The 17,636-nt window shown below is 60.9% G+C and carries 14 protein-coding genes; 3 read left to right on the forward strand and 11 right to left on the reverse strand.

From position 1 onward, the window contains the following. Position 1 precedes the first annotated feature (1 nt). From IEY62_RS07410 to IEY62_RS07430, 5 genes are all read right to left on the reverse strand, one after another. Entirely contained in the window at positions 2-997 is a 996-nt protein-coding gene (locus IEY62_RS07410) for an aldose 1-epimerase family protein (RefSeq protein ID WP_189015453.1), read from the reverse strand. 2 nt (positions 998-999) lie between these two features. Continuing rightward, positions 1,000-2,769, reverse strand: a complete 1,770-nt coding sequence (locus IEY62_RS07415; protein WP_189015455.1) for a glycoside hydrolase family 35 protein — start codon at positions 2,767-2,769, stop codon at positions 1,000-1,002. Between the two features lie 73 nt (positions 2,770-2,842). Continuing rightward, entirely contained in the window at positions 2,843-4,198 is a 1,356-nt protein-coding gene (locus IEY62_RS07420) for an ABC transporter substrate-binding protein (RefSeq protein WP_189015457.1), read from the reverse strand. 69 nt (positions 4,199-4,267) lie between these two features. Beyond that, the gene (locus IEY62_RS07425) at positions 4,268-5,224 is read right to left on the reverse strand and encodes a carbohydrate ABC transporter permease (RefSeq protein WP_189015459.1); all 957 of its coding nucleotides are present in this window, start codon (positions 5,222-5,224) and stop codon (positions 4,268-4,270) included. A gap of 3 nt (positions 5,225-5,227) precedes the next feature. Continuing rightward, positions 5,228-6,145, reverse strand: a complete 918-nt coding sequence (locus IEY62_RS07430; protein WP_189015461.1) for a carbohydrate ABC transporter permease — start codon at positions 6,143-6,145, stop codon at positions 5,228-5,230. A gap of 70 nt (positions 6,146-6,215) precedes the next feature. On the opposite strand from IEY62_RS07430, the gene IEY62_RS07435 reads away from it, so the two are divergent. Continuing rightward, positions 6,216-7,301, forward strand: coding sequence for a LacI family DNA-binding transcriptional regulator (locus tag IEY62_RS07435; RefSeq protein WP_404595775.1), 1,086 nt, complete (start codon positions 6,216-6,218; stop codon positions 7,299-7,301). A 43-nt stretch (positions 7,302-7,344) separates the two neighbouring features. On the opposite strand, the gene IEY62_RS07440 is transcribed toward IEY62_RS07435, so the two are convergent. Next, a complete protein-coding gene (locus IEY62_RS07440; RefSeq protein ID WP_189015469.1) occupies positions 7,345-9,633 on the reverse strand; it encodes an alkaline phosphatase family protein in 2,289 nt (762 codons plus the stop codon). Positions 9,634-9,985: 352 nt separating this feature from the next. On the opposite strand from IEY62_RS07440, the gene IEY62_RS07445 reads away from it, so the two are divergent. Together IEY62_RS07445 and IEY62_RS07450 are read left to right on the forward strand one after the other, a co-directional pair. Beyond that, complete coding sequence (locus IEY62_RS07445; protein WP_189015471.1) at positions 9,986-11,023, forward strand: Gfo/Idh/MocA family protein; 1,038 nt, start codon at positions 9,986-9,988, stop codon at positions 11,021-11,023. A gap of 132 nt (positions 11,024-11,155) precedes the next feature. Then, positions 11,156-12,286 (forward strand): LacI family DNA-binding transcriptional regulator, encoded by a 1,131-nt coding sequence (locus IEY62_RS07450; protein ID WP_189015473.1) that lies wholly within the window; start codon positions 11,156-11,158, stop codon positions 12,284-12,286. Between the two features lie 31 nt (positions 12,287-12,317). Here IEY62_RS07450 and IEY62_RS07455 read toward each other — a convergent pair whose 3' ends face one another. The 5 genes from IEY62_RS07455 to IEY62_RS07475 all read right to left on the reverse strand — a co-directional run bounded on the left by IEY62_RS07455 (position 12,318) and on the right by IEY62_RS07475 (position 17,611). After that, on the reverse strand, positions 12,318-13,220 hold the full coding sequence (locus IEY62_RS07455; RefSeq protein ID WP_189015474.1) for a carbohydrate ABC transporter permease: 903 nt from the start codon (positions 13,218-13,220) through the stop codon (positions 12,318-12,320). Continuing rightward, positions 13,217-14,227, reverse strand: coding sequence for a carbohydrate ABC transporter permease (locus IEY62_RS07460; protein ID WP_189015475.1), 1,011 nt, complete (start codon positions 14,225-14,227; stop codon positions 13,217-13,219). Before IEY62_RS07460 ends, IEY62_RS07455 begins: the two co-directional genes overlap by 4 nt. A gap of 113 nt (positions 14,228-14,340) precedes the next feature. Next, positions 14,341-15,657 carry an ABC transporter substrate-binding protein gene (locus IEY62_RS07465; RefSeq protein ID WP_189015476.1) on the reverse strand — a complete coding sequence of 439 codons (1,317 nt, stop codon included), beginning with the start codon at positions 15,655-15,657 and terminating at the stop codon, positions 14,341-14,343. A 232-nt stretch (positions 15,658-15,889) separates the two neighbouring features. Next, the gene (locus tag IEY62_RS07470; RefSeq protein ID WP_189015477.1) at positions 15,890-16,963 is read right to left on the reverse strand and encodes a WxL protein peptidoglycan domain-containing protein; all 1,074 of its coding nucleotides are present in this window, start codon (positions 16,961-16,963) and stop codon (positions 15,890-15,892) included. 24 nt (positions 16,964-16,987) lie between these two features. Further along, entirely contained in the window at positions 16,988-17,611 is a 624-nt protein-coding gene (locus IEY62_RS07475) for a hypothetical protein (RefSeq protein ID WP_189015478.1), read from the reverse strand. Positions 17,612-17,636 lie beyond the last annotated feature (25 nt).

Below are 17,636 nucleotides of genomic sequence, written 5' to 3' on the forward strand. Positions count from 1 at the left end.
GTCAGTTCTCTCCTCTGCGCTGGTTGCCCTGTGCGCGGCCAATCCTGTGTGAAATCCCCCATGATGATTGCCAGGTCTCTCCCGGCTCGAGCCAGCGCAACCCGACTCCGGTATTGAAAGCGTTGGGGAGCGCCGTCATGGGTTCCACAGCGACGGCGGTCCGGTGGCCTCCCGCGGGATAATCCGTGGTGGTATACACCTGCGCGTACTGATAATTCGCGTCGCCCCATACCTCCACGGCGTCTCCGTTCGGCGCTTCGAGGAGATGCCGGTACATTCCGTCGGGGGCTGGCGTGAGATCCAGGAACGCTGTGTCCAGTTGCAGCCCGCCCACTTTGGGCCCTGCGGACAGATCCATGGGTGTTCCGGAAACGGGCAACGTTCCTACGGGGTTCAAACGCTCATCAACCACCACGTAAGAGCCAGCGTTGACTGTCAACGAGACGTCCTGCATCGACGCCGGGCCAACCCGCAGGTAGGGGTGCGAACCAATGGCAGCGGGGGCAGGCCTTGCCGACCTGTTGGTCAGCGAATGGGTGACCGTCAGCCCTTCCGGAGCTACCGAATACGTGGTCTCCACGTCCACAGCGAACGGGTAGCCTTCGCTCGGGTAGATCCGAACCTGAAGGGTCAGCTCGCCGGCGGACCGGTGCAGCAGTGTGTGGGGACGGAACGTGACCAGGCCATGAATGGCGTTGCCCCGCTCGGGTTCGCTGATGGCCAACTGGAGGTCTTTCCCGTCATGGGACCACCGCCCATCCCGGACCCGGTTGGGCCACGGAATCAGTATCTGGCCCTCACAGTGTTTGGGGAGACCAAACTCCGGGAACTCCTCGATGACGTGTTCGCCGTCCACAGTGAGGCTGCGGATGGTGCCGCCGATCTCCGTAATTACCGCAGAGACCACATGCCCGTCCTCGCCTGGTTCCGCGGAGATCCGGAACTGCTGGCCCGTTGGAGTAGCAATTCCTGCCTTTGTCGTTTGGGTTATCGTCATGGTCAGAACTCCGTATGGCCCAGGTTGTGGGTCGCCACGAACGCAACAGAGCGGTGTGTGGCTGCGTGCAATTCGAGCACTGTGATGGTGTTGCTTTCACTCCGCAGGAGCGGCCCGGGAACGTAGAGCGTGTGCTGTGGACCCCGGGACCAGTAGCGGCCGAGGCTAAATCCGTTGACCCACACCATGCCCTTGGTCCATCCTTCGGTGGACAGGAAAAGGTCGCCACCACCGGCATGGTCGAACGTCCCCTGGACAAATACAGGCCCGGAAACGGCCGCGTCGGAGTCGGAAGTTTGTTTCTCCAGTGCCTGAACCACAGAGCTGACGTTGTCCAAGGGCAGCGGCAAGATATCCCACGTCCACAGAACTTCCCCATTGATCCGGGCGCTGCCAACCAGCCCTTTGGGTTCTCCCAGCCTGGGTCCGTAGTTCACCCGTCCTTGGTCCTCCACCAGAATCTCCAGCACGCCGGTGGCATGGTCAGGAAGGGCCAGCGACGTTTCATGGTGATCCCGGGACAACGTTCCCACCGGTTGCCTGTCGAGGAAAACCTGGGCTCTGTCCCGCACCTCGTCAAAGTCCAGAACCGCGGTCCCCGACACGCTGATTTCTGTCCGGTAAAGGGTAAATCCGGAGTAATGGCCCAAGTCATCACTGGTTCGCAATCCCTCGTGGGAGGTCCACGGTCCCATGCCGTCCAGGCTGTCCCAGAGCGGGAGGGACTGCGGCAAGGAGACACTGAAACTGGAACCGAGGTGCGCCGGCGCGGGCACGTCGTCGTCGTCGAGATCGGTGTACTTGGCAATGACATCACGGAAGGCCCAGTACTTGGCCGTCGGGTTTCCGGCTTCGTCCAAGGGCGCATCGTAGTCATAGCTGGTGACGATCGGCTGGTAAACGCCCTTGTCATTTGCGCCGTTGGTGAGTCCAAAGTTTGTGCCGCCGTGGAACATGTAGATGTTCACGGACGCGCCGAGCTCCAGCAGCACCTCAAGATCGTTGGCGGACTGCTCCACGGTGGTGGTGTGGTGGTGTGCTCCCCAGTGATCGAACCAGCCCACCCAGAATTCAGAACACATGAGGGGACCGGTGGGCTGGTGGCGGCGAAGTGTTTCAAGCCGTTCTGCCGAGCGGGAACCAAACGAACCGGTCTTGTGAAGCTCCGGGAGGCTGCCGTTGGCCAGCATGTCGTCCTGGGGCTGGTCTACCGTGGTGAAGGGCACGGTCAGCCCGATTTCGCGGTTGACCTTCACGAGCTTTTCCAGGTAGAACCGGTCGGCACCGTAGGCACCGTACTCGTTCTCGATCTGGATCAGGATGATTGGACCACCAGCGTCGATTTGACGGGGAACAAGGATGGGGGCCAGGTGTTCAAGGTATTCGGTGAGGGCGGCCATGTAGACCGGGTCGTCGGCACGAATGGCCGCCGCGCCGCGATCAAACAGCCACGCAGGAAGACCTCCGTTGTCCCATTCCGCACAGATGTACGGCCCTGGGCGAACGATTGCGTGCATGCCTTCCGCGGCGATCAGGTCAAGGAAGCGGCCCAGATCCAAGCCATCCGAAGTGTCGAAGACCCCCGGAGCCGGGGCATGCGCATTCCACGGAACGTAGGTCTCGATGGTGTTGAGCCCCATTTGCCTGGCCTTCCGGATCCGGTCCGCCCATTGATCCGGATGGACGCGGAAGTAGTGCAGGGCGCCTGAAAGGATGCGGTGGGGCTGACCGTCAAGCATGAAGTCCTGCTCGCCGATAGTGAAGGTTGGCATAGGGGAAATCCAATCTGAAATGGTGGAGCGGGGTCCAGGGCCTCAGGAAGTGACCCTGGACCCGCGCCACGTCTTACTTGGTGGTAACGGTGAAGCCTTGCTGCTGGCCGTACTTTGCCGTGGCATCCTGCCAGGCCTTGAGGCCGTCATTCAGATCGCCCTTGGAACCGTAGGCCTGACCAACCGTGTCGCTGTAGATGCTGTTGGCGTAGGTCTGGAACGGAAGGTAGCTCCAACCCGGAACAACGTCCTTGGAAGCCTGGACCAGGACCTCGTTGATCTTCTGGCCGCCGAAGTAGGCGTTTTCAGCGTTCAGGAATGATTCGCTCTCAAGATCAGCCTTGGTGGAGGGGAAGCCACCGTTTGCAGCGTGGATCTTGGCCCCTTCGGGGCCGTTGGCGAACTGGAGGAAGCCGTAGGCTGCAGCCTTGTTCTTGCTCTGCTTCAGCACGGCGTCGCCGCCGCCACCGTTCTCAGCCGTTGCGGCTGCGCCCTTCTCGTAGGTCGGCATCGGGGCTACCCGCCACTGACCGCTGGCACCTGCCGCACCCGATTCCAGGTTTGCCGGCATCCAAGCACCGATGATCAGCGTGGCAATGCTTCCGTCCGAGAGGCCTTTGTACCATTCGTCGCTCCAGCTGGTGACGGGCGAAAGGAGGTCGTTCTTCAGGAGCTGGTTCCAGGTGCCGGTCCACTTCCTGGCGCCTTCATCCTGGAGATCAACGGCTACTTTGGTGCTGCCGTCCAGCGTGTAGGGCTTGCCGCCGGCCTGCCAGATCATGCTGGTGGTGAAGCCGGCGTCACCGGTGTCGCTCGTGATGTAGGCCTTGGGGTCCGCTGCGTGGAGTTTCTTGCCGGCTTCAACGTACTCGTCCCAGGTGGTGGGAACGCTGATGCCGTGCTTTTCGAAGACATCCGCACGGTAGAACATGGCCATGGGGCCGGAGTCCTGCGGGAGGGCGTAGACGCCACCGTTGAGGTTCACGGACCCCCACGTGGACTCGGTGTAGTTGTCCTTGAGTTCCTCGGCGCCGAATTCCTTCAGGTCCACCAAAGCCTCGGACAGGGCGAACTGCGGCAGGGCGTTGTATTCGATCTGTGCGACGTCCGGAGCACCGCTTCCGGCTTTTACGGCGTTCTGCAGCTTGGTGTAGTGGGCGTTGCCCGTTCCCACGTTTTCCAGGTTGACGTGGACCTTTGGGTACTTGGCTTCGAAGGCCTTGACGATCGGTTCGAGCTGAGGGGCCCAGCCCCACACCGTGAGGGTGGTTTCGGTGTCCAGTGCCTTGGCGATGTCTTCGGCGCTGGCGCCTTCGGCTCCGGCGCTGGCGGGTGTCCCGGAGCCGCTGCAGGCGGCGAGGCCCCCTACCAGGAGGCTGGCCGCCAGGGCGGCAGTTGCCACCCGCCGGAAGCGATGGTTGTTCTTCATTGAATGAGTGCCTTTCAGATGCGGTTGCGGAGATTTACGACGGCGGGAGGTCGCCGTCGTCGGGTCTTGTTACTTGACGCTTCCGGCAGACAGTCCTGACTGCCAGAAGCGTTGGAGGAAGAGGAACGCCCCCACGATGGGCACGATGGTGAGGAATGATCCGGTGATGACGAGGTTGTAGATGGCCTCGCCGCCGGCCGTGGTCGCCTGGGCGTTCCAGCTGTTGAGCCCCACGGTGAGCGGGTACCAGGTTGATTGGCTCAACATGATCAAGGGAAGGAAGTAGTTGTTCCATGTGGCAACAACCGTGAATAACAGGACAGTGATGAAGCCCGGCGCCAGCATCCGCAATGAGATGGTGAAGAACGTCCGGAACTCCCCTGCACCGTCCATGCGCGCTGCTTCCAGAACTTCCGTGGGGACGGACTCCAGGGCGTAGATCCATACCAGATAGAGCCCGAATGGGCTGATCAGGGACGGGATGATCACCGACCAGGGGGTGTTGGTGAGCCCCATCTGGCTGAACATGAGGAACGTCGGGACAGCCAGGGCAGTGCCCGGAATGGCAACTGCTCCGAGGACCACTGCGAAGACCCCGCGCTTACCGGGAAAATCGAACTTGGCGAGCCCGTAGCCGGCCAGTGTGGCGAGGAACGTCGCCCCGCCGGCACCCACCACGACGTAGAGCACGGTGTTGGCGAGCCAGCGCAGGAATTCGCCGTCATTGTAGGTCAACGTGCCGACGATGTTGTCCCACAGTGCGAAATCGCCGGAGAACCACAGACCGAACGAGCTGAAGAGGGAAGTCTGGGTCTTGGTGGAGTTGACCAAAAGCCAGAACAAAGGCAGCAATGCGTAGACCGCCATGACCCCCATCAGGATGGTGAGAAGTATGGAGGAGCGCTTTCGGGTGACGCCGCGGCGCTGGGAGTTCAGTCTGGGTGCAGGTGACCGGCGGGTCTTCACCTCCGGAAACGTCGTGGGCGAGGTATCGCTGGAATGGGCAGGGCTCAGTCTTACGGACATGGGTCAGGCATCCTTTCGCGAGCCGGAGAGCTGGACGACGTAGGCAACAATCACCGTCAGGACGCCCATGATGATGGAGATCGCCGCTGCGTAGTTGAACTGTTGGCCCGCGAACGAGAGGTTGAAGGCGTACATGTTGGGCGTGAAGTAGGAACTGATGGAGTTTGGCGCCAACGCCTTGAGGATGTTCGGCTCGTTGAACAACTGGAAGCTGCCAATGACCGAGAAGATGCTGGCGATGCCGATGGCTCCGCGGATGGAGGGAAGCTTGATGCTTCGGATCACCCGGAACGTACCTGCTCCGTCGAGATTCGCTGCTTCGTAGAGTTCCGCAGGGATGACCTTCAGCGCGGAATAGAAAATCAGCATGTTGTAGCCGGTGAATTCCCAGGTGTTGATGTTCCCGATGGAGGCGAGAATCCAGCTTGAGGAAAGTGGCTCAGCAAGGTTCAACCCGAAGAAGTCGTTGATACTGCCGAACAGGCCAAACCTGGGGCCATAAATGAATCCCCACATCAGCGTGGCCACTACCGCGGGGACCGCGTACGGGAGGAACACCGAAATACGGAAGAACGACGACGCCCGGAGACGCCCGCTGTCCAGGGCCAACGCCGCGAACAGGGCCAGGAACAACATGATGGGGACCTGGACCACCAGGAAGACGACCACCCTGATCACGGAGTCCCAGAATTGGGGATCCGCGAGCGCCTGGAGATAGTTGGCTCCCCCGACGAACTTGTCGCCGCCCACCATCTGGTTCTGGAAGAGGCTCAAGTAGAACGCATAGAGCACAGGCGCAACGAATACCAGCAGGAAGACCCCCATGAACGGGCCAACGAATGCCCATCCCATCCATCGTCCTGCGTATTTCCGGGTTCGGACCGAGGGTAGGGCGTCGGCCACGGGCGACGTCGTTGTCATGATATTTTCTTCTCTTCTCACTATGTTTACGCAAACATTCTTGAAAGAAGATTAGCATGTTTAGGTGAACATACAAGGGGATGCAGCGGAGAATCACGACCCGGCCGGCAGGACAAAGGACAGCGGCACGCCCCTGCTCAGAAACTCCCGGGCCGTTCGTGGACCATCAATAGCCGATGTAGCACGGACAGCCGGCGTCTCCGCGCAAACTGTCTCCCGCGTATCAAATGGATTATCGAATGTTGAAGAAAAGACCAAACTCCGGGTTCTCGATGCCATGAAGCAACTGGGCTACCGGCCCAACAGGGCCGCCCGGGCACTCAAGAGCGGCCAGTTCAAATCCATCGGCGTCATCGTGTTCAATCTCTCGACCTATGGCAACAGACGAACCTTGGATGCCATTGCAACAGCCGCGTCACAGGCGGGCTACTCCGTCACCTTGATACCGCTCCACGATCCCACCACAGGAACCGTGACAGGTGCCTACCAGCGGCTCCGCGAGCAGGACGTGGACGGGGTGGTCATCATCTTCGAGGCGCATCTGTTCGATCGCGAAGACATAACTTTGCCAGAGGACCTCCCAGCCGTTGTCATCGACTCCACTCCCGGGTCCGGGCATCCCATGGTGGACACCGACCAGGCTGAAGGCGCACGGTTCGCTACCAGTCACCTCCTGGATCTGGGACACCAGCAGGTCTGGCACATCGGGGGGCCCGTGTCCTCCTTTTCGGCCATGCACAGGGAAGAGTCCTGGAGGCGGACGCTCAACGAGGCAGGCATCGAAGCGCCTGCTGTTTTCCATGGCGATTGGTCCACCGAATCCGGATACCACCTGGGGATGGAGCTGGGCCGCAATCCCGAAGTCACGGCCATTTTCGCCGCGAATGATCAGATGGCCCTCGGGGCAATGCGAGCCCTTCACGAACTTGGGCGCCGCATACCGGAAGATGTCAGCATCGTAGGATTCGATGACCTCGAGGAATCCACGTCCTTTTGGCCGCCCTTGACCACTATCCGGCAAGACTTCTCTTCGGTTGGCCGGCTCAGTATAGAGAAGCTGCTCCAGCAGATCTCCGGAAACAACCCGGCCAGCGGCGTCACAACCGTGCCGACCCGCCTCATGGTACGCAAGAGCACGGCCGCGCCGGCCCGCTAGGGTGGGCGCGGCCGTACAGGCCTGCTGATGGCAGCCGGGCTGCCTAGGGGCAGCTGATGCCGGTGTAAGGAACCGTCGAGGTGAAGCCCGCGGTCTCCCCCGTTGCACCCGATGTGACACTGACGGAGCCGGCGGGGAGCACTGCAGTGCGGCTGTTGAAAGCGATCGAAGCACTCTTCCCGGGGGCTACCCCGGCAAAGGACTTTGACCCATAGGCAGTGTCCACAGTGATGGTCAGAGCCTGTGCCGTGGTGTTCTGCACGGAGACCGTGAGGTAGGCCTTCTTTCCGATGCATCGCATGGTGGTGGTGGCCAGGTGCGTCGGTGGGTTGCTGGTTTCCTCTGAGTTGGCGGAGCTCACAATAAGCCAGCTCAGCTGCACATCGGAGGAGCGCGTCTTGCTGAGTGTGAAGGTCAGTTCGCCGTTCCCGCCAACGGTGACGTCGCCGTAGGCCACGGTCTGGTTATCTGATGAGTAGTCGTGGTCGGCTTCGCGGACCTCGTTGTTGATGGTCACCTTGGCGCCGCGATTGTCCCAGGACCAGGGATCGGCATACCCTGCGTGAACGGTGTACTTGCCCGGTTGAAGGTTTCCGAAGCGGTAGGTCAGGTCCCTGCTGGACACGGCGTACCGCAGTGTTGAGAACATGTCTCCGCTGGATTCGCCACTGCTCCCGCTACCGGTGCTCTCGTATCCCCAGGCTGCTCCGCTGCTTGGGTCTGCACCGAAGGGCTGATCGGCCGCGCTGTTGAGGAGACCGCTGTCCTGGGCAGCCGCCCCGGTCAGCGAGAGCCAGTCTGATGTCTGCTGTCCGCCGGCATTGACCACGTAGCGGATGTCGGAGGCCTTGATCGCGTCTTGGATGCCCACAGCGTCCACGGCCCAGAACGAGCTGTTTTCTCCCGTGTAACGGAAGCGGAACTGCGCAGTCGTGGCTCCTGCGGGCACTGTGAAGGGCAACTTCTCCACCGTATTCGTCGCCGTGGAGTAGCTCTTCAGCGTCTGGGAGGCCCCGGTATCGAAGGTAACTGTGACCGTGGCTGACTGCGGACCATCGATGGCGTAGTTGGTGGCGTAGCCAAGGCTCGCGCGTCGCAGGCCGGCAACTTCAAAGGCGGGGCTGACCAGCGTCGAGTCGAACTGACCGGATGCGTGCTGCTTGTCATCCCATTCGTCCGAGTCAGCCACCGCGATCACGTCGCGGCCACGTACCGTGGTTTCGCGGCGCTGGTCGCGATCGGCCGCCGTCCAGAAGTCATCCGTGGCAAAGGTCCACCCCCGCCACTCTGCAGTCCCGCCACTGGGCATCGCCGAGTTGTCGATTGACCAGCCCTCAGGCGTCGTCTTGGTCCATCCGAGAGTTCCCGTGGGGATCGCTGTCTCATCAACGCCGGGCTGAAGAGCCGGGCGCAGGGAGTCGAAGGCATCGTGGGTGAGGCTGCCAAGGGATGTTCCGTCGAGATTCCACTCCGGCTTCACGGGCACGCCCGCGGCGGCCATGATGGTGGGGGCTACGTCCACAAGCTTGGCGTCGTACCGCGTGACGTTTGCGGCGACTCCCTTGCCAACCATCGTGGTGAAGACACGCCGCTCCACCGGCGAGCTTCCGCCGTGACCTCCCGTAGGGGTGTGACCGTGGTCGGTGGTGACAACTACCGTCCATTCCTCGTTTGCCGGGCGCGCCGCTACCGCGTCCATGACCTGGCCAATTCTCGCGTCCGCGCTGGCCAGAGCTGCACCGTACGCAGCTCCATTTGTACCCACACTGTGCCCGGCCTTGTCCACGTCCTCCAGGTAGAAGAAAAGATCGTCCACTGATCCGGTGGAGATTGCGTCGACTGCGGCCGTCGTTGTCTCCGCATCAGTGGAAAACTTGGTTCGCACGTCCACACCCGGACCGAAGATGGTGGCGGTAATGGGCTCCCATGTTCCCATTGCGGCGGTCTTGCGTGATGGCGATGCCGCGTTGATACGGGTCAGATAGTCCGGATAGGCTCCGAATTGCGGCGAGCCAAACCCGTTATCCAGCACGTTGTGCTTGTCCGGCCAGACGCCGGTGGCAATGGACGCCCACCCCGGCCCGGACCACGTCCCAGCCATTGGCGACGCATAGAGATTGCTGACCGATGTTGTGCCCTGCGCACGCAGCGCATCCAACCGGGGCATTTCTGCCGGGCCCAGAAAATCGTAAGCTGCCCCGTCAATCCCGATAATCAGGGTCTTTACTATGGGTGCCTCGGCGGCAATCGCGGGGGCGCTGGACAAGACTGCGCCGGTCAACGCCACGGCCGTAGCCGCGACCCCCGCCCACAGACGTAGATGGTGTGCCATGGAGTGGTTCTCACGATCTCTAGGGTGCTCGTGGTGCATCGGCCAGCTGCCAGGCAGGGCTCCACTAACACCCGAAATCGTCTGCACCGACGAATGATTACGTAAACATTGAAGGGGTATGCGCCGACATTGTCAAGAGCACGAGCCTCCACTCCCGCGGCGGAAGGAACATGGACTACTGACCAAAAATGTTCTATTTTGGTAGGTATTGTTTCTTAATGGTGTAAGTTTTATGGTGGATCGGGTTCGTTCCGAAGATTCGCCTGCACCGCTGCCCTTACCCCGGCACAGTTGTGCCTCTCCCATTGGTTTCGATGCGCAGCACGGCGCACAACGAAGGAATAATCCACCGATGTTTCCGAGCACTTTTCCCAAGCCTCAACTCTTCTCCCCCGGCACAGACGCCCCGGCGTTGCGTTGGGGGCTGCTTGCGCCCGGATGGATAGCGGACCTGTTCGTGTCTGCCGTGCACGAGCACACTGACCAGCGATTCGTCGCCGTTGGCTCCCGGTCTGCTGACCGAGCGCGATCGTTCGCAGCCCAGCACGGTATTGCAAGGGCGTATGACTCGTACGAGCAACTCGTAGCCGACCCCCAGGTTGATGTGGTCTATATAGCTGCACCGCAAAGCGAGCACCTGACGCTCGGGCGCCTCTCCATCGCTGCCGGAAAACACACCTTGATCGAAAAGCCGATGGCGACCACTGCCGACGAAGCCCGGGCGCTGACCGCAGCGGCTCGAAACGCCGGAGTGCTCCTGATGGAGGCGCTGTGGAGCCGTTACCTACCGCAGACTTCCGTTGTTCGCACCCTCGTCAACGACGGGTTCCTCGGCGAAGTCCGCTCTGTGATGGCCGATCACGGCCAGGCCATTCCCGGCTACCCGGATCATCGCCTTCACCGCCGCGAACTGGGCGGAGGGGCACTGCTCGACCTCGGCATCTACCCTGTACAACTGGATTCAATGGTCCTGGGTGCGCCACAATCGATCACCGCGATCGGCGGCCTCCTCGATACCGGCGTCGATGCCTACTCCACTCTTGTGCTTGGACATGGGCAGGACATCCAATCCACTCTCACCACCAGTCTTGCCGTGCGCACTCCGTCCACAGCCGTCATCACCGGCACGCACGCGAGAATCGAGATTGACGGTTCCTTCTACATGCCCACCACCTTCCGCCTCGCGGGCAATGATGGTGACGCGATGGTGTGGAACGATCCCACCGGGGTGACGTCCATGGCGGGGCTGTCCTGGGAAGCGACGGCACTGGCACAATTCGTTGGCGAAGGCCGTACTGAATCACCCATCCATACTCTGGACGAGACCATCTCAATCCTCGAAACTCTCGACGAAGCGCGTCGACAACTCGATGTATCCGCATCGCTTTAACACCCGATCTTCTTCCGCCAGCACTCGCCGAGGCCCCCTCCCGGCTGTTCCGGCACTGGCACTCAGTCGGCAACACTTGGACATATTTGCGGAAATCGGACGGAAAGTGACAGTACCTTTGTTTAGGTGAACATGGATCAGGAGAGCGCGGACCCCAAGGCTCCGGCGGGAGCGTCCAAGGAGTCCCGGAAACCCGCGGCCAGGAAGCGTGCTTCCCGGGGCCCATCCATCGGGGACGTGGCGAAGGCGGCAGGAGTCTCCGCCCAAACAGTTTCCCGGGTTTCCAACGGACTCACCAACGTCGAAGAATCCACGAAGAACAGGGTCCTGGACGCCATGAAGGAGCTCGGCTACCGGCCCAACAGGGCCGCGCGTGCGCTCAAGAGCGGCCAGTTCAAGTCCATCGGCGTCATCATGTTCACCCTCTCCAGCTTCGGCAACATGCGCACCCTGGACGCCATTGCCACCGCGGCCTCCCGGGCGGGCTATTCAGTAACGCTCATCCCTGTGCAGGACCCCACCACCGGCACCGTGTCCGGGGCTTACGAAAGACTGCGCGAACAGCAGGTTGACGGTGTGGTGGTCATTTTCGAGGCCCACCTTCTGGATGACACAGACATATCTCTTCCCCAGGATCTCCCGGCTGTGGTGATCGACTCCAATCCTGGGTTCGGCTATCCGATGGTGGATACGGACCAGGCCCAGGGCGCCCGGTTTGCTACGCAGCACCTTCTGGACCTGGGGCACCAAAAGGTCTGGCACATAGGCGGACCAACCACCTCATTCTCTGCAACACACAGGGAAGAGTCGTGGCGGCGGACGCTTGAGGAAGCGGGTTTGGAGGCTCCTCCGGTCCTTCATGGCGACTGGTCCACGGAGTCCGGCTACCAGATCGGCCTGGAACTCGGCCGCAAGCCCGAACTGACCGCCATTTTTGCCGCCAACGATCAAATGGCTCTCGGAGCAATGCGCGCTCTTCACGAGTTGGGGCGCAGGATTCCGGAAGATGTCAGCATCGTCGGATTTGACGACCTCGACGAGTCCACGTCCTTCTGGCCGCCTCTGACCACCATCCATCAGGACTTCTACGCCGTGGGCCGCCTCAGCATCGAAAACCTGCTTCAGCAAATCGGCGGCACCGGTTCGGTGAATGACGTCACCACCGTGCCCACCAGCATGGTGGTGCGCAAAAGCACTGCCGCACCCGCCGTCAGTGCCAGGCCGACAGCCCGGAAAAAGCGCGTAGCTGCGGAGAAGGGTTAACCCTCCTCCGCAGCTGCCACGTTCAGTACTGCTAGCCCTTGCTTGCGCCCAGGGTAAGCCCCGCCACGAATTGCCGTTGCAGGACCAGATAGATGACGAGGGTGGGTATCAGCGTGATCATGGCGCCTGCCGCGATCAGGTTGTAGTTGCTCAGGAACTGTCCCTGAAGGTTGTTGATGGCGGTGGTGATAGGGAGTCTGTCACCGCTCTGGATGAACAGCAGCGGCCAGAAGAAGTCGTTGTAGATGAAGATGACTTGCAGGGTGCCCAAAGCTGCTAGTGCCGGACGACAGAGTGGCATGATGATATTCCAATACTGCCGCCAGATACCAGCGCCATCCACCAACGCGGCTTCCGTCAGGTCCTGCGGGAGGGCCTTCATGTAATTGGAAAGCACAAAGGTGCAGAACCCGATCTGGAAAGCAGTGTCCACGATGATGACGGCTATGTAGGTATTGAGCAGGTTACCGGAGTCGCTGACTGAGTACGGCAGGGAAACATGCTTGAACATCTCAAACAGCGGTGCTGCAAGTACCTGCGGCGGCAGGAGGTTGCCGGCGGTGAACATGATCAGCAGCGTGATGTTGAACTTCCAGCTCACCCGCGATACTGCAAAAGCCATCATGGACGCGAAGAGCAGCGTCAGCAGGACCGTGGGAACCGTGATCAGGACTGAATTCAGGAAGTACTTTGAGAACCCTCCCTGGTTCCAGGCCTGCACGAAGTTCTCGAAGCCGAAACTGCCGCCGAAGCTGAAGTAGCCGTATTTGTCGGTGTCCTCTTTGGGACGGAGCGCCGTATAGAGCGACCAGACCAGCGGTACCAGCCAGACGGCGGCCATGACGATGAGGAAGATGTGCGTGCCGTAATGACGCTTGCCCGGCTTGCGGACAACGACAGTCTGGACAGGAAGGCGGCGGGCGATAGTGCTCATGCCTCTTTCTCCTTGCCGAAGGTGCGGATCAGGTAGAAGACAATCGGTACCAAGGAAATCACCAGCAGTACCACAGCCAGTGCTGAACCGACGCCGATCACCTGTCCTTCACCGATCAGGTTTTGGATCACCAAGGCGCTGAGCAGTTCCAGCCCGTTGGTGCCCCGGTTGATGACATAGACGATGTCAAAGGCGCGGAGTGACTCAATGATGGTGATGACCACGATCACGATGTTGACCGGGCGCATGGCGGGGAAGACTACGCGGAAGAAGGTCTGAACAGCATTGGCGCCGTCAATCGACGCTGCTTCCCTGAGTGCGGGGTCCACACCCTTCAAGCCGGCCAAGTAGAGGATCATGACGTAGCCTGCGTGGCGCCACGTTGCCGCGATCATGGCGGCCCAGATGTTGACATTCGAGTCACCGAACCAGTCCACCGCCTGGGGCGTGCCGGCGGTTCCCAGGAGGAAGTTCAGCAGGCCGCTGTCACGGTTGTAGAACAGTTGCCAAATGATGCCGATGAGTGCCAGCGAGAGCATCACCGGGGTGAAGAAGATGCTCTGGTAGATCCTGCTTCCGCGGATTTTCTGATCCAGCAGAACCGCCAGGAGCAGGCCCAGGGGCGTTGCGATGAGCGCCAGGAAGGCCAGCCAGAGGACGTTGTGCTGCATGGCCGGCCAGAACGGTGGGTAGTTCTGGCTGATGAACTCATAGTTGTCCAGTCCGGCCTGCTTGATGTCTGCCACGTCCAGGCCGTTCCATCGCGTGAAGCTCAGCCCGATGGAGAAGAGAGTGGGAAGCCAGACAAACAGCAGCTGGATCAGGGTGGGCAGGCCAACCATGATTCCGAGGACCGTTTTGTCCCGGCGGCTGAGGCGGCGTACCCGCCTGGACTTGATGCGCTTCTTGCCGGGAACTGCCGTTGCCGCGCGGGATCCGCCGTGCTGCGAGCCGTGCTCGGGTGGTCCGCCGTTGTGGGAGGCCGGTTTTTCGGCTGTGGTGCTCATGGGAAATTCCTTTGGTCTTCATGTCAGGGGTCGGGCGTCGTGTGCCCACCCGACCCCTGACCAGGCTGACTGGCTTGTGGGCCATCAACCCCTGTAGCCGGAGCGGCTCTCTGCTATTGGGCCGCGTAGAGCGACTTTGCCTGCGCTTCGAGGTTCTTCACGTCGACGTTTCCATCTTTGATGAAGGACTGAAGTGCCGGAATCATGACGTTGTTGGCCATTGCCGGCAACGCATCGCGGTCCAGGAACTGGCTGATGTACTTCGCGTTCGCAATGGTGTCCGCACACTTCTTGTTCAGAGCAGAGTACTTGGACGTGTCTGCGCCCTTGACCGTTGCGATGTTGGAGGTATCTACGGCCGCGTAAGCGTCCTGGCCTTCCGGGCTTCCCATGAATGCAAGGAAGTCACGGGCGGCTTGATTCCCGCCACCCTTTTTCGACAGCAACAGGCCATCGATCGGAGCTTCTACTGCGTCCGTTCCTTCAACGGCGATCTCCGGGAACGGGAAGAAGTCGATGTCAGCCAGCACTGTGGGATCTGTGAACTGCTGCGTCACGAATGAACCCAGGAGGTACATACCCGTCTTCTTGGCCTCGAGGGCCTTGGCTGCATCCTGCCAGGTCTGGCCCAGGGCCGCCGGGTCCTGGAACGGCAGGAGCTGTTTCCAGGTATCGAAGACGTCGCTGACCTTCTTCTGATCCCAGCTTTCCTTGTGCGCGGTCAGGTCAACGTGGAACTGGTATCCGTTGAGGCGCATGTTGATGTAGTCGAAGGTGCCCATGGCCGGCCAGCCGTCCTTGTCGGCGAAGCCGATCGGAATGATGCCATCTGCCTTCATCTTGGCAGCCAGGGTTGTCAGCTCATCGAAAGTTGCTGGAACTGCGTAGCCCTTTTCGGCCCAGAAGCTCTTCCGGTAGAAGAAGCCCCAGGGGTAGTTGTAGTTGGGAACCAAGTACATTTTTCCGTCAGGACCGGTGGAAGCCTTCTTGATGGCGTCGGAGAAGTTGCCGCCGATCTTCTCCCAGACGTCGTCGACAGGAGCCAGGAGGCCCTTCTCGGCGTAGTACTGCATGCGGTAACCGGCAAACCAGGTGAAGGAATCGTCCGGGCTGCCCTGCAGGTAGGAGTTGATCTTGTTCTGGAAGTCGTTGTGGGGAACCACGTTGGTCACCACATCGAAGCCCGACTTCTTCGTGAAGGCGTCCGTTACGGCCTTGTAGGCAGCGCGGGGAACTTCGTCCGATGAACCCGAGCCAAAGGTGAGGCTCTTCGAGGTGGAACCGGATGTGGGCGCTGAACCGCCGGTACAGGCAGAGAGCATGGGGATGCCCGCTGCAGCGACTGCCCCGACTCCCAAAGTCTTAAGGAAGGTGCGCCGTCCTGGACCGGCGCCCTCCACCGCCTGGAACGGGCCAAGATGTATAGCCATGATTACTCCTTTGGATCGTGGTTCTTGGTCAGACTGTCCTGTATCCGCGCGCACTGTGGGATAGCTCAAGTGTGGGCTTGCGGAAGCAGAAAGTCGCCGGGTGGGATCAATATTTTTGTGAATGTTCACGTAAACATCGAGTTGCAAGAAGTTTACGTAAACATGGTTGGTTTGACAAGGTGTTTTTGCTGCTTTTCGGCACTTTTTCGGGAGCACGGTGCGCTCCCGGATATCAGGGCGTACCGACTTCCCGACGCCCGGCCTCACGGGCCTCTTCGACCAGCCTGGCCAGCTCCTTCTTCCGCCGCTTGCGCCCCAGGAAAAGGCCCGCAAACAGGAGCATCACAGCAACAAGGATGGCGAGCTGCGGCCACGGAATCGCCCATAACGTCACGCTTTCCTGCACGGGATCCAGCGCTTGGGTGGCCCCGTCAGGGGCAACCACGCCTTGCGAAACCGTCACTGGCAATGTCAGGATGCCCAGCGGCCACACATGAGGTACGTGGATACTGACGGTTCGACGGTCCCCGGGCAGCAATTCGAGAGTTCTGGCTTCTTCGGTACCGGCAGCCGGCCACCGGGCGTCATTAACCATGGTGGAGGGATCCACTGACAGGCGGACGTTGCCCGTATTCTCCAGTTCAACGGTAAGGTCGGCGGATCCGGGTTCCAGGGGATTCCACGACGTATCGTAGCTCGCGGTTGCCTTCATGCTGAGCGCAGCTTTGACCTCTCCCTTGACCCGGGTCATCACACGGAACCCAACGCGGCTTTCCACGCCCAGTTGTGTCCCGTCCGAGCCGCCCTGTGAGTAGATAGAGGCAGCTATTCCCGCCGCATGATCGCCCGGTGTCGCGTTGTCCGGAACCGTCACCTTGAACGGCACGACGGCGGTACCTCCCGCCGCTACGGTGACCGTCTTGTCCATGGAGATCCAGGTACCTGCAGCAACCGACTGTTTGTCACCAGGGAGCATATTGAAGCGCCCTGTCGGAGTGAAATACCCATCGGCGGCGGTGAGGGAAAAAGTGACTTCCCTGTCGCTGAGGTTTCTGACCGCCAAATGGTCATCTACGCTCGTCCCGGAATCGAGTTCCAGTTCAACCCATGAGCGGCCGTCAGGGCCCGCTGAATCCGCAGGAGTCACGGCCCAGGTGACCGGACTATCCGTCGCATCTCCGGTGGTGGCAAAGCTGCTGGTCGCAGAAGCGAAACTCGCACAGACAACAGCTCCCACAATGCTTGCCACGATGGCGCAGCGTCGCAGAAGTCCGTAATCGGACAGTTCGAGGGTTGGGGACCTCATAAGCTGAAGATACCTCCGCCGGTACTATTCGAACAGGGACAGCGTCAGCTTGGCCACATAGTTGCCAGGGGCGACTGTTGCGGGCGTGCGGAGGAAGAGGTCAGCGTTGGCTGTCCACTGTCCTTCCGAGGCAATCGCACCCGAGTTCTGCGTCAACGCCAGCAACTCCTGGTCCACAAGACCCACGGCATTGCTACCGGAATCCATCGATGTGTCCACTCGGTCACCTTCGGTCACCTGACCGGACTCACCGCCGTCGATGACTCGCGGTGCCCAGCCCAAGTGTGATGCGCTGATGGCCGGTTGTCCCGCGCCGCCGGCGAAATCCGTTGAGGTGCCCAGCACATACCAGCCGGCACCGGCAGGGATCTCATCCGGAGATCGGGTATCGGTCACCGTCACGGTAGGCAGGGTGCCCTTGAACTGGCGCACAGCAGGCGTGGAACCGTCCTCGGTCAGTGCCGTGGCCGTGCCTGCCACGCTCATGGCGAGCACACCGCCGTCGACGACTTCGGTAATGCCGACGTTGACATCCACGTCCTGATCGCCGTGGTTTTGGTCGGCCATCGCCATCCCGGCGACACCCAGCAACAGCGCCGCAGCAGTGGAAACAGCTGCACCGCGGGCCAGGAATTTATGTCGGTTCACTTTTCATGCTTCTTTCACGTAAGCC

The organism is Paenarthrobacter histidinolovorans (assembly GCF_014647595.1).
Taxonomy (GTDB): domain Bacteria; phylum Actinomycetota; class Actinomycetes; order Actinomycetales; family Micrococcaceae; genus Arthrobacter; species Arthrobacter histidinolovorans.